Consider the following 17,873-nt stretch of genomic DNA (forward strand, 5'->3'; position numbering starts at 1 on the left):
AGCCAGCGTGCTCTGGGCTCTGCTCCGTGACGGACGAGTCTTCACCCCCGTCCTGCCGCTCACGCAGGCGGCTTGACTTCGTCATTGAGACTCCTTTACGACAGGGCGACGGAAGGCTGTGCGGAGCCGGACCGGGCGGTCAGGCTGTGGAGGCAGGCGAGCAGGCAGCGGGCCTGCACGTTCACGTAGTGGCTGTGCCGCATCAGGGCCACCAGCTGGGCCACCGTGAGCCAGCGGTGGTCGGGGGCGTCGGTCCCGTGGTCCTCGTCGGTCTCCACGATCAGGTAGCGGTTACGGGCGTGGTAGAAGCGGCCGCCCTCCTCCGAGTGCACCGCGTCGAAGCGGATCCGCCCGGGGGCGGCGTTCAGCACCGCGTCCAGGTGCGGTGGGCGCGCCCCGGCGGGCAGTGCGTCGAGGCCGGCCGGGGTGCACTGCACCGTCGGGGCCAGCTCGACGACGTCCGTGTACCCCGGTTCCGTGGCGGCGTGGACGAGCAGGTGCAGGACGCCGTCGATCCTGCGGGCGAGGAAGGCGATCACGCCCTCGCCACAGGGCTCGATCATCGGCTGCGCCCAGGCGCGGACCTCTCGCCCGACGGCCGTGACGTCGACCCCGGTCACCCGGAAGAACCGGCCGCTCTCGTGCGCGATCCGCCCGTCCTCCCGGTGCCATCCCGCCAGCGCCCGCAGCGGGACCCGTTCGGCGACGACGTCCCGGCGGGTGCGGACGTCGGTGATCCAGTGCAGTACGCCGGCCAGCTCCTCGGGCACATCGGCGCTCCCGTCGCAGGATCGGACGAGCGCGGCCGTGAAGTCGTCCCCCGGCGCGCCGAGGACCCGCGGCAGGCCGGGCCCGGTGAAGGGCAGGCAGGCCAGGACCGAGCGGGCGTCCATGTTCACCAGGTCGTCGAGCGCGAGCAGGGTGTGCAGCCGGCCGAGCGTCAGCCAGCTGAAGCCCTCGCGCACCTCGACGTCCTCGCTCACCTGGACCACCATGTTGCGGTTGCGTTTGCGGAAGAACCAGGCGCCCTGCTCGGACTGGCGTACGTCGGCGAGCACCTGGTGGCGCGCGGTGTCGCGGAAGTAGCGCAGATAGGGGACCTCGGCTCCCTTGTGCACCCGCGTGTAGTTGCTGCGGGTAGCCTGGACGGTCGGCGACAGCTGGAGCCCGTTGTGGTTGCCCGGTTCGGTCTTCGCCTGCATCAGACAGTGGAGGACACCGTCGAACTCCTTGACGAGGATGCCCAGGATGCCCACCTCCGGCTGGTTGATGATCGGCTGCTGCCACCGTTCGACCGGCGCGCCGGGCAGGTGCACGTCGAGGCCCTCGACGGAGTAGAAGCGGCCCGTCTCGTGGACGAGGTTCCCGGTGCCGGGGTCGGTGTGCCAGCCGGCGAGGTCCTCCAGCGCGACCTGCCGCACCCGCATGTCGGTGTGCCGCTTCTGTGCCGCGAGCCACCGGTGGAACCGTTCGGTGCCGCCGGCACCGGTGTCCGCCACCGCAGATCTGGCGATCCGCAGGTGGGCGGGGTCGTGAGGCGCCGGCGTCCCCGCCCGGGCCGTCCGCGAACGAGTGGTCAAGGCAGCCCCCGGGGGTTGTGGTCGACGACCCGCCCACGATCGATTCCCGGGCTCGATACCGCCTGCAATCGCGCTCGAACGGCCCCGGGAAGCGGTGCGCGCCGTGCCGGATCGCGCAGCCCCGGGGCCCGGTCGGGGATGCGCGCCGGCCGGGAGGGGCCGGCCACCCGGCCCCTCGCGGAGAGAAGGAGCCGAACGGGGCGGGGGTGTCCCGCTCGGCTCCCGTCGTTGGGCCGTCAGGCCGTGAAGGCCCCGGCGTTCTCCTTGACCCACTGGACGAAGGTCCGCGGCGGCTTTCCGGTGACGCGCTCGACCGTGTCCTGCACGGTGTAGCCGGCCTCCGGCGGGTTGGTGCGCATCGTGAGGAAGAACTCGACGTCCTCGTCGGAGTAGCCGGTCTGGCGCCACTCGGCGACGATCTCGTCCTGGCTCAGCTCGACGTACTTCACCTCGCGGCCCAGCGCCTCACTGATCGCGCGGACCTTCTCCGGCGGGGTCAGCGCCTCCGGGCCGGTGATCCAGTACTCCTGGCCGGCGTGCCCGTCCGAGGTCAGGGCGGCGGCGGCGACGGCGGCGATGTCCGCGTCGTGCACCATCGCGCTCTTGGCCTGGGGGAACGCCTCACGGACGACGCCCTCGTTCTTGACCGACTCGGCCCACTCCAGGGCGTTGGACATGAACTCCACCGGGGAGAGGAAGGTCCACTCCAGGCCGCCGGCCTCGACCGCCTCCTCCAGGGGGCTCTTGGTGACGTCGCCCTTGAGCACGGTCACCTTGCGGACGCCGGACTCCTTGGCCAGCTTCACGATCTCCGGCCCGTTCTCCAGCGGGGAGAAGTCCTCACCGTTGAAGCTGATCAGGTGGGCTGCCGTGACGCCCTTGAACGCCTCGACCAGGGAGCTCGTGTCGGAGAGGTTCCCCTCGATGACTTCGGCGCCCGCGGGCAGGTTCGCCTTCGCGGGGTTGCGGGTGAGCGCACGAACCGGGTGCCCGGCCGCGAGAAGCTGCTCCACCAGGGGGCGTCCGACGTTTCCGGTGGCACCGGCAATGAGAATGGTCATGAGATCTCCTTCGGTTCTGATGGCCACGCTAAAAGCATTCGCGGTCACCTCCTGTCCTCGGTTGATGAGAAGGTCGGTCCATGTTGGAAACCTCGGCTCGACTGCTGCGTTTGCTGGCGTTGCTCCAGGCCCATCGGGAATGGTCGGGGCCCGATCTGGCCGACCGCCTCAAGGTGAGCCCCCGGACCGTGCGACGTGATGTCGACAAGCTGCGGGCCCTCGGTTACCCGATCAACGCGATGGGCGGTGTCGGCGGCGGCTACCAGCTGGCCGCCGGGGCGTCGCTGCCGCCGCTGCTGCTGGACGACGAGGAGGCGGTCGCGGTGGCGGTCGGGCTGCGCACCGCGGCCGGCGGCGCGATCACCGGCATCACGGAGATCTCGGTGCGGGCCCTGGCCAAGCTGGACCAGGTGCTGCCCTCCCGGCTGCGCCATCAGGTCAACGCGCTCAGCGCCGCCCTGGTGACCATGCCGATGCTCGGTCCCACGGTCGACCCGACGGTGCTGACCGCCATCGCGTCGGCGGTCCGGGACAACGAGCGGCTGCGCTTCGACTACACCGCGCGCGACAGTTCGACGACGGTGCGCGACGTGGAGCCGTACCGGCTGGTCCACGACGGGCAGCGGTGGTATCTGGTGGCCTGGGACACCCACAAGGAGGACTGGCGCCGCTTCCGGGTGGACCGGATGACGCTGCGCATTCCCAACGGGCCGCGGTTCACCCCGAAGCCCCTGCCGTCGGGGGACATCGCGTCCTATGTGGCCTCGGCCGTCACCAGTGGCCAGTACCGCTACCGCGCGGTGATCACCATGCACGGCCCGGCCGGTGAGGTGGCCCTGGAGGTGCCGCCGTCCCTGGGCGTGGTGGAGCCGGTCGACGACCGTACGTGCGTGCTGCGCATCGGCTCCTCCAGCCTGGACCACCTCGCGGTGTGGGTGGCCGCGTTCGGCTTCGACTTCGAGGTGCAGGAGCCGCCCGAGCTGGTGGAGCACCTGCGGACGCTCAGCTGCCGGCTGCACCGTGCGGCCTGGGCCAAGGACGGCGCGCCGCGCTGAGCCGGACGGACGGCGGCGGCCGGAGCGGGCGCCCGAGGGGCCCGCTCCGGCCGCCGTCCGCCGGTTCCGCCGCGATCAGGACCGCACCAGCTTGTTGGCCACCGCCCGCGCCCGCTCCACCGTCGCGGCCTCGGCGGCCCGGAGCGAGGCGGCCGCCTTCTCCAGCTCCACCGGGTCCTCGGAGGTGAACGGGGTGACGGTGTGCGAAGCGGTGATCAACTCCAGTTCGTAGCCGAGGACCTGCTGCACCACGGTGCGCAGATACGGGCCGCAGTGGTCCATGGCCGCGTCGTCGGAGCCGGGGGTGTAGTCACCGCCGTGGGCCAGCACGATGGTGGCCGGCCGCCCGGCGAGCGGGTTGGCCCGCGGGTCGTAGGGCAGTGTGCGGCCGAGGATGAGGGACTGGTCCAGCCATGCCTTCAGGTTGGAGGGGATGGTCCAGTTGTGCATCGGCACGCTGATGAGCAGGGCGTCGGCGGCCAGGATCTCCTCGACGAGCTCGTTGTGCAGTGCCGCCGCCGTGCGCTGCCCGTCGGTCTGCGGCTCCGCCATGAGGGTCGCGGCTCCGTCGGCGCCCAGGTGCGCGACGGGGTCGGCGGCCAGATCGCGGTAGGTCACCGTGCTCTGGGGCTGGGCCTCGTTCCACACCTCGCGGAAGGAGGCCGCGAGCTTGCGGGAGACGGAGTACGGCGAGGGCGACGAGTCGATGTGCAGCAGGTGGGCCATGGATGTGCCTCTCGTGTGCGACGGCGAACGCCGGTCATGAACGCCCGTGGCCGCATGCTGGCGGGCGTCGCTCGAACTTGGTCGGAGCAGCGCTTGCGCGCCCGGCCCGGGGCGCGGCGGCCCGGTGGATCAGCGGCGGGTGCCGACGAACAGGCCCCGGCCCGACTGCACTTCGGGGACGTACTCCGGTCGCAGCCCGGCTTCCTCGAATGCCTTCTCGTACTCCTCGCGGGTGAAGAGCATGGCCCGGTGCACCTCGGTGAAGTAGCGGACGCCGGTGGCCGGGGACGCCTGGAGGTAGTGGACCTCCATCCGCGAGGTGTCGCCCTCGCGGACGGTGTGGGTGGCGCGGGCGACCGTGGTGTCCTCCCACTCGATGACGTCGCTGGAGACCCAGCGGTCGATGAAGGTCTCCGGGAACCACCAGGGCTCGACGACGACGACCCCGGACGGGTTGGTGTGGTGGGCGAGGCGCTGGACCGCCTCGTGCAGTTCCGTACGGGAGGACACGTAGCCGATCGAGGCGAACAGGCAGGTGACGGCGTCGAAGGTGCGGCCCAGGTCGAAGGAACGCATGTCGCCGACGTGCAGCGGCACCTCCGGCAGGTCGGCGCGGGCGATGTCGAGCATCGGTTCGGAGAGGTCGATCCCCTCCGTGTGCCCGATCAGTTCGGCGAACGCGGGGAGGTGCCCGCCGGTGCCGCAGGCGACGTCCAGCACGGAGGCCGCCCCGGGCAGGCGCGCGTGGATCTGCTCGACGACCGTCTCCGCCTCCGCTTGGTAGTCCTTGCCCCGTGCGGTGTGCTGTGCGTGGTAGAACTTCGCTGACTCGGCGCCGTACATGGGTCTCCTCCGTTGGCCGGACAGGTGGGGGTGCGGCGCCCACAGGGTCGCCCCTGCCCGTCGAGCGCCGCTGGAACCCGGCCGGGGCTTGAGTGAATCCCGATCGCCACGTACCAGTCTTCGCTGTGCAGGACCTGTTCTCAGCGAAGGAAGGGACAGCATGTCCGCGAATGGCAGGGTCGTCGTCCTGGGCGGCACGGGGTTCGTCGGACGGCATGTGTGCGCGGCGTTGGAGGGCCGTGGCACAGAGGTGGCCGTCGTGGCCCGCAGGCCGCCCGATCACGAGGTGGCGGGCCCGTTCCTCGCGCTCGATCTCGCGCGGCGGCCGGTGCGGGAGTCGGCCGAACGGCTGGACGCCCTGGCGCCGTTCGCCGTCGTCAACTCCACCGGCAGCATCTGGGGCAACACCGACGCGCAGATGTGGGAGGCCGCGGCCGCCCCGACGCTGCGGCTGTTGGACGTCCTGGCGCTGATGGAGAGCCGGCCGAGGCTCGTGCACCTGGGTTCGGTGCTGGAGTACGGCCGGATGCGGGTCGGCACCGTGTCGGATGTCGCCGCGCCCGCGCGTCCGACCAGCGCGTACGGCCGGGCGAAGCTGGCGGCGACCCAGGCCGTGCTGGAGCGGATCGGCGCGGGTGACCTGGAGGGCGTGGTGCTGCGCATCGCGAATCTCGCGGGCCCGCGCAGCCCCGACGTCAGCCTGCTGGGCCGGGTGGCCGGCCAGTTGTGGGCGGCGGGCGGGCGGCCGGCGGTGGTGGAGCTGGATCCGCTGCTGGCCCACCGGGACTACGTGGACGTACGCGATGTCGCCGACGCGGTCGTGGCGGCCGTGGACTCCAAGGTCTCCGGCGAGATCGTCGACATCGGCAGCGGCCACAGCACCTCGGTGCGCACGCTGGTCGACATGCTCATCGAGCGCAGCGGCCTGCCCGCGTCCGTACGGGAGCGGTCGGACGCGGGAATCCAGCACTCCACCGAGGAGTGGTCGCTCGTGAACACCGCGCCGGCCGAGCACCTGCTCGGCTGGCGCTCCCGTCGGTCCCTCGCCGAGGCGGTGGACGGGTTCTGGCTCGACTTCGTCGAGCGCCGGGGCTCCCGGGACGGACACCACCCCCTAAACGAAACGGAGAACCATCCGCGATGACTGCGTATGTCTGGGACTACCTGCCGGAGTACGAGCAGGAGAGGGAGGAGTTGCTGGAGGCGGTCGACACGGTGTTCGGCTCCGGGCAGCTGGTGCTGGGGCCGAGCGTCAGCGGCTTCGAGCGCGAGTTCGCCGACTACCACGGGCTGGCGCACTGCACGGGCGTGGACAACGGAACCAACGCGGTGCGGCTCGGGCTGCACGCGGTGGGCGTCGGGCCCGGCGACGAGGTGATCACGGTGTCGAACACCGCGGCGCCCACCGTGGTGGCGATCGACGGCGTGGGCGCGACCCCGGTGTTCGTGGACATCCGGGAGGAGGACTACCTGATCGACATCGACCAGGTGGCCGCCGCGATCACCCCGCGCACCAAGGCCCTGCTGCCGGTGCACCTGTACGGGCAGTGCGTGGACATGGGGGCGATCAACGACCTGGCGGACCGGCACGGCCTGGCGGTGCTGGAGGACTGCGCGCAGGCGCACGGCGCCCGCCACCACGGCAAGCCGGCCGGGACGATGGGCAAGGCCGCGGCGTTCTCCTTCTACCCCACGAAGGTGCTGGGCGCGTACGGGGACGGCGGTGCGGTCGTCACCGACGACGAGGCGGTGGACGCGTCGCTGCGGCGGCTGCGCTACTACGGCATGGAGAAGACCTACTACGTGGTGGAGACGCCTGGTTACAACAGCCGGCTGGACGCGGTGCAGGCGGAGATCCTGCGCCGGAAGCTGACCCGTCTGGACAGCTATGTGGCGGGCCGCCGGGCGGTGGCGAGGCGGTACGAGGAGGGGCTCGGCGACCTCGCGGACAAGGGCCTGCTCCTGCCGTCGGTGAACGAGGGCAACGAGCACGTCTACTACGTCTACGTGGTGCGGCATCCGCGCCGGGACGAGATCATCGAGGCGCTCAAGGGCTACGGGATCTCTCTCAACATCAGCTATCCGTGGCCGGTGCACACCATGTCGGGATTCGCCGGACTCGGCTACGGGGAGGGCTCGTTGCCGGTGACGGAACGTCTGGCGAAGGAGATCTTCTCGCTGCCGATGTATCCGTCGCTGCCGGTCGGGCTGCAGGAGAAGGTGATCTCCGCGGTGCGTGAGGTGGTCCTCGCGTTCTGAGCCGTACGCGGCAGGAGGGCCACCCCGCGGTCGCGGGGTGGCCCTCCTGCCGTACGGGGGCCGGGGTCAGCCGACGAGTCCCTCGATGACCTTCACGACCTCGGCCTGGGAGGGCATCGAGGCGATCTCGGCGGCGAGTTCACCGGCCTTGGCGCGGTAGGAGGCGTCGCCGAGCATCTTCGACACCGCGGCTTCGGTGTCCTCCACGGGAGCGGTGTGCGAGGGGAGCGTGATGGAGGCCCCGAATTCGTCCACCGGCCGCATCGGGATGGCGGAGGCGAGGATCTCCGGCAGGACCAGCTGGGGAGTGCCCGCGTTGAGCAGCGTCATCACCGTGACCCCGCCGCCGTGGTGCAGCACCAGGTCCGCCGTCGGGGCGACCACGTCCAGGGGGACGAAGCCGGCCTTCACGTCCGGGAACTCGGCGCGCAGTTGGGCGGCGACCGGCTCCGGCGCGGCGACGATCACCTCGATGTCACCACCGCCGAGGACGGCTCCGCCGAGCAGCGGACGGAAGAAGTCCAGCCCGAGGGCCGGGATGAAGACGCTGCGCGACCCCGAGGTGATGACGACGCGGGGGCGGTCGCCCTTGGCGTACATCCACGGCTCCAGCGCGATCTGCGGGTTGCCGGGGGCCCAGCGCATCGGCTGTGCGGGACCGGCGCGCCGCGGCCGGACCGTCGGCGGCGTGATGTCGACGAAGAGGTCGGGGTCCGGTATCGCGTCCAGTCCGAACGCCTCCAGTTCCGGCCTGAGTTCGTCGGTCGCCCCCTGCCAGTCGATGTCGGTGCGGTCGTAGATGGCCCAGGTGTGGCTCACCAGCGGGATGGAGAACTTGTGGGCGATCAGCGGGGCCGCGTGGTTGTACTCCCCTCCGATCACCACGTCGGGCCGCCATGCCTCGGCCAGCTCCTCGGTGCCCTGGTAGCCGGCCGCCGAGAGCCGGGCGAAGCCCCGGCCCGCGAAGTCCATCTCGGTGCTCTCGCTGGTGGGCATGGGCAGCCAGTTGCCCTGCCGGTCCTTGAGCATGGCGTCCCCCATGCCCAGGGCGGTCACGCCGCGGGCGGGCAGCCCGAGGCCGGTGACGAGGTCGAGGTTCTCGTCGGGCGAGGCGACGAGGACCTCGTGCCCGGCGGCCCGGGCCGCCCAGGCGAGGGGTGCGCTGGCGTGGACGGGGGCCGAACCGCCTCCGACGACAAACAGGAACCGCACGATGGATCTCCTTCGTTCAGCTGGGACAGTGGACCCCGGGAATCCGGCGCACCCGTCGGGCCCGGGGCCAGGTTCTTTCCTCCGGGTCGAGCGCGAGCTGACCCGGGCCAGAGCGTCGGGGCCGGGGGTCGGACGAGAGGTTCTCGGGGCTGTCCCGTCATCCCGACGGGACAACCCTCAGGGACGATCGCGGCCACCTACGGTCCCCGATTCACCCGAGCGGCGCGGAGAGGCGATTCCTGGCCGAATATGCCCCGCAAGCCGAGCCGGAGGCATGCCGAAATTCGCCCTGTTCAGGGACTGATGCCTCGTCAATGATGGTGTGGGACGGACACGTTGTGAGGTCGAGGCGGAATCCAGACGTCCCTGAGCGATGGCTCGCACCCTGGCTCCGAGCCCATCGCGCGGTGACCGGATCGCCCTCGGCGCCCGGTCCCGCCCCTCCTCACCAGTTGTCGTCGAAGCGGTCCTCAGCGGACCGAAAACGGAGCCAGCAGATGAAACGGATACTCGGCCCTCTCGTCGCCGCCGCCACCCTCGGCGTCGCCCTGACCGCCGCTCCCGCGGCGGTGGCCGCCGCCCCGGAGACCGCGGCGGCGCACCACCTCGGAGCGAAGGCCGCCGGCGTGTGGACCGGCACGGTGGCCGTCCCCGACGGGACGGTGGAGGTCACCATGTCCTTCCACCCGAACGGGACCGTCTGCCTGGTGGAGCCGCCGCCCGGCCCCGACGGCGGCGCCGAGGGGAGCGGGACGTGGACCCAGCACGGTCCGGGCGCCTTCACCTTCCGGGTCATGGAGCGCTTCTTCGACGGTACGGGTGCGACCGTCGCGTCCCTGCGTGCCAGGCACTGGGCCACCTTCCAGGGAAGCGACGCGTTCACCACGGTGGGCAGGGCCTCGTACTACGACCCGGCCGGCAACGTCCTGGCCACGTTCACCACCAGCAGCTCGATGCAGCGGATTCCGCAGGAGCCGATGCCGGACTGCTCCTGACGCCAGGGCCTGCCGGCCGGGTGCGCCCGGCAGGCCCGCTCAGCTCTCGGCGGGCTCGTCCCGGACGAGCGACCGTGACCGGACCCGCAGTTCGCCGCCCTCCCGCACCAGGACGTCGCTGACCGCGTAGCTCGATTCGAACCGGGTGGCCCCCTCGGCGCCGGTGAGGGTGACGAGCGAACCGTAGGAGACGGCGATACTGCCGTCCTCGGCGCCGTCCATCAGGTAGTGGTCGTTCCAGTGCCGGACCACGACGGTCCGGTATCTCGGCAGCGCCTGTTCGGCGTGGGCGAGCATCGCCGCCCTGCCGACGAGGGACTGCCCCCGGTGGACGTGGTGGGTCACCCCGTCCTCCGTGAACGTCTGGACGTAGCCCTTGACGTCCTGCGCGTCCAGCAGGCTCATCTGATGTGCGTAGAACCGGAGGATGTCGACGTACTGGTCCGTGCTTACCGCTGCCATGCGGCGCCCCCATTCGTCGTGGCGAGAAGTCTTCTGGCGTCCGATTCGTCGGCCGGTCGGCCGATGTGCCGGGTGTCCCAGGCCCCTGCGTTCAACGACGGGGAGTCAGGCCGTAGTTGAACTTCCAGGTCGAGGGCCGAGCGGAGCACCGCCCGCTGCAGTTTCTGCAGCCGGATGGACGGCTCCACCCCGAGTTCCCTGTTCAGCGTGTCGCGCAGGGTCCGGAACGACTGGAGTGCCTGCGACTGCCGGCCCGCCCTGTACAGGGAGACCATGTAGTGCGCGCAGAGGTTTTCGTGCATCGGGTGCTGGGCGGTCAGCACGGTGAGTTCGCTGAGTACCGCGTGGTGCCGGCCGAGCCGGATGTCGGCGCCGATCCGGCTCTCCAGCACGTTGAGCCGGCTCTCCTCCAGCCGGGCGACCTCTATGCTGAGCGGCATCCCGATCCGCACGTCGGCCAACGCGCGGCCCCGCCATTCGGCCAGCGCCCTGCCCAGGTACTTGGACACGGCCTCGTCGTCGGAGTTCTCGATCGCCCGGTTGCCCGCCTCGACGAAGCGCTCGTAGACGCGTACGTCCACGCTCTCCGGGTCGATGTCGAGGAGGTAACCGTCGAAGCGGGTCACGAGTATGCCCTTGGCACGACCGCGGTTCTCGGCCGTGAGTGCGGAGTCAATCAGCTTCCGCAACTGCAGGATGTACGTCTGCAGCGTTGTACGTACGCTCATCGGTGGGTGGTCACCCCACAGTTCCTCGATGAGCGTCGGCACCGATACGATGCGGCCCGCATTCAGTGCCAGTAGCGCCAGGACTTGACGTGGTTTCGCTGCGGTCGGAGTGACCGACTGCTCGTTCAGGTTGGCGTCCAGTTCCCCTAGTAAACGTATGCTCACGAGTCCCCCTATGGAGCGCAATGACCACCAGTGCAATCCCAGGACATGCAAAGAATCCTTAAAGTCAGGAATCTTGGTCGAGAATTCTTCCACGCCGAAGCCTTAACACTTCAACTAACCGGACTGCCCTGTCTTCGATCTTCGCAACCGTAAGAATCCGGCAGTCGGCCAGTCAAGCCCTCACCTCTGGCCGCATCGTTGTCCGGAGCACTTGAGTCTGCCTGGAACCCGTGCAAAACAAAAGCCCCTGACAGTCGACGAGGTCACAGCGCAGGGCTGTGACCTCGTCCTATGCCAAAAAACTGACTCTACGTCAGGTCGATGGCGATTAGTAGTTGCCCAGGCCGCCGCAGACGTTGAGGGCCTGCGCGGTGATCGATGCCGCCACGTCACTGGCCAGGTACCCGACAAGTCCAGCCACCTCTTCGGGCGTCGAGTAGCGCCCAAGCGGAATCTTGCTGTTGAACTTTTCGAGCACCTGATCCTCGGTAATGCCCCAATAATCCGCGTACCCCTGCCTGACCCGGACGGCCATGGGTGTCTCCACATAGCCGGGGCAGACGGCATTCACGGTGATGCCGCTGGACGCCAGCTCGAAGCCGACCGACTTGGTGAACCCGATAATTCCATGCTTGGACGCCGTGTACGGTGCCGCCAGCATGACTCCCTGCTTCCCCGCAGTCGACGCGATGTTGATGACGCGCCCCCATCCGGCGTCGGCCATACCGCCGTTGGCCAGCACTTCCCTCGTGACCCGGAAAACACTGTTGAGATTGGTGTCCATTACATCGAGCCAGAGCGACTCGTCGAGTTTCGCCGTCTCGCCCCCGCCACCGCGCCCGGCGTTGTTCACCAGAATGTCGATACGGCCGAAGCGGTCCACCGCGGTGCGCACGGCGGCCTGTATCTGCTCGGTGGAGGTGACGTCGCAGGAGACGCCGTCGGCGCGGTGGCCGGCGGCACGCAGTTCGTCCACGGTGGCGGCGACCTTCTCCTCGCCGCGCGCGCAGCCGAACACGGTGACGCCCTGCTGCGCGAGGGTGCGTGCGGTGGCCAGGCCGATGCCGCTGCTGACACCGGTGATGAAGGCGACTTTCGGGCTCGTCATGGTAGTTCTCCCTGGAAAATACGGACGGAAGCGGAGGGGGCCGCCCCGGGGGCGGCGGGGTCAGGCCGCGCTGAAGGGCAGGCCGCCGTGGAACTCGACCATGTCCCGGAATCCGGCGGCCACATCGATCCGGTCCCCTGGAGGCAGACCCTCCAGTTCGGCGTAGGCCCGGTGCAGGTTGCCCGCGAGCCTCTCGGGGTCGACGAGGGCCGCGAACGGGCCGGGATCGGCCTCCCGGGCCGCCCGCAGCGGGGACAGCCCCGCGCGCAGCCCGTTCTCGGCGATCCCGCGCAGCCAACGGACGTACGCCTCGGTCGCGTCCAGCGCGTCGGTGCCCGCCACCGCACCGTGGCCCGGCACCACGGTCTCCGGCCCGAGGGCCCGCAGCCGCTCGACGGCCGCGAGCGACCCCTCGACCGAGCCCATCAGGAGGAACGGAGTGACGCCGGACCAGATCACGTCCCCGGTGAACAGCACCCGGCGCTCCGGCACCCAGGCGGCGACGTCGCTCGCCGTGTGCGCCGGGCCGATCTCCAGCAGCTCGACGGCGAGTCCGCCCAGGCGCAGGGTCATGGTCTCTTGGAAGGTGACGTCCGGGAGGGTGAGCACGGGCTCGCCCCAGTCGACGCCCGGCCACAGGTGGCAGAGCCCGAGGCCCGCCTCCTCGATGTCGGACCGGGTCCTCTCGTGGCTGATCACCGTCGCGCGGGGGACGAAGTGCTCGTTGCCGAAGACGTGGTCGCCGTGGAAGTGGGTGTTGACCACGTAGTCGGGCCCGCCGGGCGCCACCCGCCGCGTCTCGTCCCGCAGGTGGAGCGCCCGGGCCCGGGTCGCGACGGTGTCGACCAGCAGCGACCGGTCCTCCCCGGCGACGAGCCCCGCGTTGTTGAGGCACCACCCGCCGGGGAGCTGCTCGTAGACATGCACGCCCTCGGCGACCTCCCGCAGCCGCGGGAAGGGCGCGCGCACCGCGTCGTCGGCCGGTGCGGCGGTGCCGCTCCCGGCCGGCCGGCCGGGAGCGCTCATCGCACGGCCCGCGCGAACAGCTCCAGGGTCTCCCCCGGGCTCGGGCCGTCCAGCGCCTGGAAGATCCGCCGCCCGTCCGCGCCGTGCTTGTCCAGCCGCACATGCGCCAGTTCGACCCGGGTGGTGCCGTCCTCCAGCGGAGTGAAGACGACCTCGATCTCGCTGGCCCGCTCGTCGTCGGGGATCGACTGCCAGCGGCCGTCGATCCGCCAGGTCAGCCGCAGCCGGTGCGGCGGGTCCCATTCCAGGACCTTGCCCCAGTCGATCTCGTTGCCCTCGGCGTCCCATTCGTAGTAGCGGCCACCGGCCTTCGGGTCCATGGCCAGGCCGACGCGCGGCGTACGCAGCAGCACGTGGGACGGCGGCCACCACTCGGCCATCCGCTCGGTGAACGTCTCGAAGCAGCGCTCCGGGGACGCCGCGACGGTCACCGATTTCCTGACATCCGGAATCAGCTGCTCTCCCATGGTTCCTCCCACACGTTTGCCGGGTTCCGGCCACCCTCGTCCGACGGGCTCGACCCCGCGCGGAGCACCGCTCGACCTCCGCGCACGGTCCGCGGGTCTCCAACGCGCCTGGATCGCGAGTCAAGGAGCGGGACGCACGCTGCGAGCCAGGCCGGCCCCCAGCCCGGCCGGTCACCCGTCACGGAGGGAACCCATGGCCCGAAGGGCAGTCATCACCGGCATCGGCGTCGTCGCGCCGAGCGGAATCGGGAGGGAGCCGTTCTGGCAGCTCCTGACCAGCGGCAGGACCGCGACCAGGACGATCACCCAGTTCGACCCGACCGGGCACCGGTGCCGGGTCGCCGCCGAGTGCGACTTCGACCCGCTCGCGCTGGGCCTGACCCGCCAGCAGGCCCGGCGCACGGACCGGGTGTCGCAACTGGCCATGGTCGCGGCCGCGGAGGCCCTCACGGACAGCGGTCTGGACATCGACGGGGAGCTGGCCGAGCGCACCGGGGTGGCCGTCGGCAGCGCCGTCGGCGGCACCACGACGATGGAACGGGAGTACGCCGTGCTGTCGAACGGCGGCAAGGAGTGGGTGGTCGACCCCTCCTTCGCCCCGCCCCATCTGTACGACTACTTCCTGCCGAGCTCGATCGCCTCCGAAGTCGCGTTGACCACGGGGGCGTTGGGGCCGGCGGCGGTGATCTCCACGGGCTGCACCTCGGGCATCGACTCCGTGGGGTACGCGGCCGAGCTGGTCCGGGACGGCACGGCCGATGTCATGATCACCGGTGCCACCGACGCGCCCATCTCCCCCATCACGCTGACGTGCTTCGACGTCATCAAGGCCACCTCCGCCCGCAACGACGACCCGGCCACCGCCTGCCGGCCGTTCGACCGGACCAGGACCGGGCTGATTCTCGGCGAGGGATCCGCCGTACTGGTGCTGGAGGAGTACGAGCACGCGCGGCGGCGTGGTGCCACCGTCTACGCCGAGGTGGCCGGTTACGCCTCGCGGTGCAACGCCTTCCACATGACGGGGCTCAAGGCGGACGGCAAGGAGATGTCCGAGGCGATCGATCTGGCCCTGGGCGACGCCAGGCTCGATCCCACCGCCATCGACTACGTCAACGCCCACGGCTCGGGCACCAAGCAGAACGACCGGCACGAGACGGCCGCGGTCAAGCGCAGCCTCGGAGAACACGCCTACCGCACGCCGATGAGCGGCATCAAGGCGAGCGTCGGCCACTCCCTGGGGGCGATCGGCTCCATCGAGATCGCGGCGTGCGCCCTGTCCATGCGGCACGGTGTGGTCGTCCCCACGGCCAATCTGCACGAGGCCGATCCCGAGTGCGACCTCGACTACGTGCCGAACACCGCCCGCGAGCGCGAGCTCGGCGCGGTCCTCACCGTCGGCAGCGGCTTCGGCGGATTCCAGAGCGCGATGGTACTGAAGAACCTGGAGCGGAGCGCCTCATGAGTCAGGATGTCGTAGTCACCGGCGTCGATGTGATCGCGCCCAACGGAGCCGGGGTCGAGGCGTACTGGGAGGCCACCCTCAAGGGTGTCTCGGCGATCCGACCGATCGGCCGGTTCGACGCCGAGGGCTACCCCGTGCGGCTGGCCGCCGAAATACCGGAGTTCGAGGCGGAGTTCAGCTTCCCGAAGAAGCTGTCCCCGCAGACCGACCGGCTGACCCGGCTGGCCCTGATCTGCGCCGAGGGCGCCCTGTCCGACGCTCAGGTGGATCCCGCCGAGCTGTCCGAGTACGCGGTCGGCGTGGCCGTGTCCAGTTCCACGGGCGGACTGGATTTCGGGCAGCGCCAGCTCCAGCAGCTCTGGGGAACCGGCTGGGAGTCGGTGAGCCCGTACATGTCCTTCGCCTGGTACTACGCGGTCAACACCGGGCAGATCTCCATCCGGAGCGGTATGCGGGGGCCGGGCGGCGTCGTCGTCTCCGAGCAGGCCGGCGGCCTGGACTCGATGGCCTTCGCCCGCAGACGCGTCCGCAAGGGGACGCCGGTGATGACGACCGGCGGCTTCGACAGCCTGCTCTGCCCGTACGGGGTCTCCACCGTCTCGACGGCTCCCGGGGTCAGCGGCAGCACCGACCCGGACCGGGCGTATCTGCCCTTCCGCTCGGACTCCACCGGCTTCGTGCCGGGCGAGGGCGGCGCCGTGCTGGTCCTGGAGCCGCGCGCGGCCGCCGAGGAGCGCGGCGCCCGGACGGTGTACGGGGTGGTGGCCGGGCACGGGTCCGCGTTCGACCCGGACGTGACCGGATCGCGGGGCGACGGCCTGGTGCGGGCGGCCCGTGCGGCGCTCAAGGACGCCGGGCTCACCCCGGACGACGTCGATGTGGTGTTCGCCGACGCGGCCGGCAGTGTGCCGCTCGACCTGGCCGAGGCCGCGGCCGTGGAACGGCTGTTCGGGGCCCGGCGGGTGCCTGTCAGCGCACCCAAGTCACTGGTGGGCCGGCTGATCTCGGGCGGTTCCGCGCTCGACGTCGTCACGGCGCTGCTGAGCCTGCGGGACGGGGTCGTTCCGGCCGCGCCCGGGACGGTGCGCGATCTCGTCGACCCCAGGATCGACCTGGTGGTCGGCGAGCCGCGCACCGCGAGCCTGCGCTGTGCGCTGGTGCTGGCCCGGGGGCACGGCGGTTTCGCCTCGGCGATGGTCCTCACCGCTCCGTGAGCCGGGGGCGGCGCGGCCGTACCGTCACGGTCAGCGCCGCTTGCCCGCCGGCACCACGAACCGCGTGTACAGCAGATCGCGGACGACGTCGTCGCCGCCCTCCACGAGTCCGACGTACCGGAGGTCACGCACCAGTTTCCCGACCGGATGGTCGTGGGTGTAGCCGAGACCGCCGAACATCTCGGACCCGGTGGTGGCCACCTGCCAGCCGGCCTGGCCGCAGAACATCTTCGCGGCCAGCGCCGAGCGCAGGGTCCCCGTCCGGTACAGGGCGGAGGACGGTTCGGCGCCCGACGTGTACCGGTCGAACTCCGTCGCCGCGGCCCTACACTGATGACGCATCACATCGATGAGCATCTCGATCTGGCCGAGTTTTCCGGCGAACACGGCGTTGTCCGCCAGCCGGGCGCCCTTGACCCGCTTCACGGCCGCGTACTCCATGCACAGGTCGCGCACCCGGCGGGACACGCCGATCGCGGTGGAGGCGATCAGGATCCGGCTGGCGTTCAGCCCCATCTCCAGATTGCGCAGGCCGTTGCCGCGCAGGGTGTGCGTGGCGGGCACCGAGCAGTCCTGGAGCCGGACCCGGTAGGTGGCCGAGCCCCGCATGCCGACCATGTCCCAGCGCTTGACGATCTCCACCCCGGGGGTGTCGCGGGGGACCAGAAGCACCCGGAAGTCGGCCGCGTCCTCGGCGTCCCGGGCCACCACCAGCAGCAGTCCGGCCGCGTCCGCGTTGGTGGAGAAGAACTTGTCACCGTCGAGGACCAGCCGGTCGCCGTCACGCCGGAAGGTGGTGGTGATCCGGGCGAGTTCGCTGCCGGCGTCCTCCTCGCTGGCGAGGATCGCGCAGACGCCGCCGTCGCGGGCCAGCCGCTCCAGCGGCTCGCGCACCGTCCCCTCGTCGCCGCAGAGCTGGAGCATCGTGGTGCCGAGGATCGAGAGAAACGATCCGAAGGCGAATCCGGCGTCGCCGTAAGCGAGTTCGGAGACGATGTCCACACTGTCCACCAGCGGGACCCCCTGCCCGCCGTAGGCGGCGGGGATCCACCAGTTGGCGAGACCGGCCTCGTGCAGCCGGGCCGATTCCCGGGTGGGAGCCTCCGGGAGGCTGTCGAGATGGTCCGTCCTGGGCAGGACCTCCGCGTGCACGAAGGTCCGCACCCGGTCCAGCAGACCGTCCGTCATCGCAGCCTCCCGGCCGTCGTCACCGCTCACGCCGCCTGGGAGAGCTGCTGGTTGAAGACGTCGAGGAAGTCCCTCGGCGTCTCGATCTCCGATATCCCGTCCTCCGGGAGCTTGAGCCCGAAGTGCTGTTCCAGACTGCTCGTCGTCGCGATGACGGCGAGCGAGTCGAAGCCCAGGTCGGTCAGCCGGGTGTCGAGGATGTCCCCGGAGAGGTCGATCGACTCGTCCTCCCCCATCGCGCTCTTCAGGAACGTCCTCAGCTCGTCGATCGTCAGTTCGGCCATGGTCGGTCGCCTTTCTCGTCGGGTGTGACTGCGGTGGG

Annotated in this window: 18 protein-coding genes; 6 read left to right on the top strand and 12 right to left on the bottom strand. The window is 70.8% G+C overall.

Annotation, left to right across the window (positions count from 1 at the left end):
- Positions 1-95: 95 nt before the first annotated feature.
- Entirely contained in the window at positions 96-1,499 is a 1,404-nt protein-coding gene (locus tag ACIQMU_RS17175; protein ID WP_402689126.1) for an NDP-hexose 2,3-dehydratase family protein, read from the bottom strand.
- A gap of 317 nt (positions 1,500-1,816) precedes the next feature.
- Entirely contained in the window at positions 1,817-2,641 is an 825-nt protein-coding gene (locus tag ACIQMU_RS17180) for an NmrA family NAD(P)-binding protein (protein WP_352242967.1), read from the bottom strand.
- An 80-nt stretch (positions 2,642-2,721) separates the two neighbouring features.
- On the opposite strand from ACIQMU_RS17180, the gene ACIQMU_RS17185 reads away from it, so the two are divergent.
- Positions 2,722-3,696 (top strand): YafY family protein, encoded by a 975-nt coding sequence (locus tag ACIQMU_RS17185; protein WP_352242968.1) that lies wholly within the window; start codon positions 2,722-2,724, stop codon positions 3,694-3,696.
- A gap of 75 nt (positions 3,697-3,771) precedes the next feature.
- On the opposite strand, the gene ACIQMU_RS17190 is transcribed toward ACIQMU_RS17185, so the two are convergent.
- Positions 3,772-4,422, bottom strand: a complete 651-nt coding sequence (locus ACIQMU_RS17190; RefSeq protein WP_402689127.1) for an FMN-dependent NADH-azoreductase — start codon at positions 4,420-4,422, stop codon at positions 3,772-3,774.
- A 129-nt stretch (positions 4,423-4,551) separates the two neighbouring features.
- On the bottom strand, positions 4,552-5,265 hold the full coding sequence (locus ACIQMU_RS17195; RefSeq protein WP_352242970.1) for a class I SAM-dependent methyltransferase: 714 nt from the start codon (positions 5,263-5,265) through the stop codon (positions 4,552-4,554).
- Positions 5,266-5,425: 160 nt separating this feature from the next.
- On the opposite strand from ACIQMU_RS17195, the gene ACIQMU_RS17200 reads away from it, so the two are divergent.
- Together ACIQMU_RS17200 and ACIQMU_RS17205 are read left to right on the top strand one after the other, a co-directional pair.
- The gene (locus tag ACIQMU_RS17200) at positions 5,426-6,409 is read left to right on the top strand and encodes an NAD-dependent epimerase/dehydratase family protein (RefSeq protein WP_402689128.1); all 984 of its coding nucleotides are present in this window, start codon (positions 5,426-5,428) and stop codon (positions 6,407-6,409) included.
- Complete coding sequence (locus tag ACIQMU_RS17205; protein WP_352242972.1) at positions 6,406-7,524, top strand: DegT/DnrJ/EryC1/StrS family aminotransferase; 1,119 nt, start codon at positions 6,406-6,408, stop codon at positions 7,522-7,524. The genes ACIQMU_RS17200 and ACIQMU_RS17205 overlap by 4 nt, the downstream gene beginning before the upstream one ends.
- A gap of 66 nt (positions 7,525-7,590) precedes the next feature.
- On the opposite strand, the gene ACIQMU_RS17210 is transcribed toward ACIQMU_RS17205, so the two are convergent.
- Positions 7,591-8,736: a nucleotide disphospho-sugar-binding domain-containing protein gene (locus tag ACIQMU_RS17210; RefSeq protein WP_402689129.1), complete on the bottom strand. Its 1,146-nt coding sequence runs from the start codon at positions 8,734-8,736 to the stop codon at positions 7,591-7,593.
- Between the two features lie 497 nt (positions 8,737-9,233).
- Here ACIQMU_RS17210 and ACIQMU_RS17215 point away from each other — a divergent pair, with 497 nt between their 5' ends.
- Complete coding sequence (locus ACIQMU_RS17215) at positions 9,234-9,731, top strand: hypothetical protein (RefSeq protein ID WP_352242974.1); 498 nt, start codon at positions 9,234-9,236, stop codon at positions 9,729-9,731.
- A 39-nt stretch (positions 9,732-9,770) separates the two neighbouring features.
- On the opposite strand, the gene ACIQMU_RS17220 is transcribed toward ACIQMU_RS17215, so the two are convergent.
- From ACIQMU_RS17220 to ACIQMU_RS17240, 5 genes are all read right to left on the bottom strand, one after another.
- Entirely contained in the window at positions 9,771-10,193 is a 423-nt protein-coding gene (locus ACIQMU_RS17220; RefSeq protein WP_352242975.1) for a nuclear transport factor 2 family protein, read from the bottom strand.
- Entirely contained in the window at positions 10,181-11,086 is a 906-nt protein-coding gene (locus ACIQMU_RS17225) for an AfsR/SARP family transcriptional regulator (RefSeq protein ID WP_352243045.1), read from the bottom strand. Before ACIQMU_RS17225 ends, ACIQMU_RS17220 begins: the two co-directional genes overlap by 13 nt.
- 328 nt (positions 11,087-11,414) lie before the next feature.
- A complete protein-coding gene (locus ACIQMU_RS17230) occupies positions 11,415-12,194 on the bottom strand; it encodes an SDR family NAD(P)-dependent oxidoreductase (protein ID WP_352242976.1) in 780 nt (259 codons plus the stop codon).
- Positions 12,195-12,254: 60 nt separating this feature from the next.
- Positions 12,255-13,220, bottom strand: coding sequence for an MBL fold metallo-hydrolase (locus ACIQMU_RS17235; protein WP_402689130.1), 966 nt, complete (start codon positions 13,218-13,220; stop codon positions 12,255-12,257).
- Entirely contained in the window at positions 13,217-13,687 is a 471-nt protein-coding gene (locus ACIQMU_RS17240) for an SRPBCC family protein (protein WP_402689131.1), read from the bottom strand. The genes ACIQMU_RS17235 and ACIQMU_RS17240 overlap by 4 nt, the downstream gene beginning before the upstream one ends.
- 193 nt (positions 13,688-13,880) lie before the next feature.
- Here ACIQMU_RS17240 and ACIQMU_RS17245 point away from each other — a divergent pair, with 193 nt between their 5' ends.
- The gene (locus tag ACIQMU_RS17245) at positions 13,881-15,149 is read left to right on the top strand and encodes a beta-ketoacyl-[acyl-carrier-protein] synthase family protein (protein ID WP_352242979.1); all 1,269 of its coding nucleotides are present in this window, start codon (positions 13,881-13,883) and stop codon (positions 15,147-15,149) included.
- Complete coding sequence (locus ACIQMU_RS17250; RefSeq protein ID WP_352242980.1) at positions 15,146-16,363, top strand: ketosynthase chain-length factor; 1,218 nt, start codon at positions 15,146-15,148, stop codon at positions 16,361-16,363. Before ACIQMU_RS17245 ends, ACIQMU_RS17250 begins: the two co-directional genes overlap by 4 nt.
- A 30-nt stretch (positions 16,364-16,393) precedes the next feature.
- On the opposite strand, the gene ACIQMU_RS17255 is transcribed toward ACIQMU_RS17250, so the two are convergent.
- The gene (locus tag ACIQMU_RS17255; protein ID WP_352242981.1) at positions 16,394-17,551 is read right to left on the bottom strand and encodes an acyl-CoA dehydrogenase family protein; all 1,158 of its coding nucleotides are present in this window, start codon (positions 17,549-17,551) and stop codon (positions 16,394-16,396) included.
- A 26-nt stretch (positions 17,552-17,577) separates the two neighbouring features.
- The gene (locus ACIQMU_RS17260; protein ID WP_352242982.1) at positions 17,578-17,835 is read right to left on the bottom strand and encodes an acyl carrier protein; all 258 of its coding nucleotides are present in this window, start codon (positions 17,833-17,835) and stop codon (positions 17,578-17,580) included.
- Positions 17,836-17,873 lie beyond the last annotated feature (38 nt).

Source organism: Streptomyces sp. NPDC091649, assembly GCF_044756785.1.
Lineage (GTDB): Bacteria > Actinomycetota > Actinomycetes > Streptomycetales > Streptomycetaceae > Streptomyces.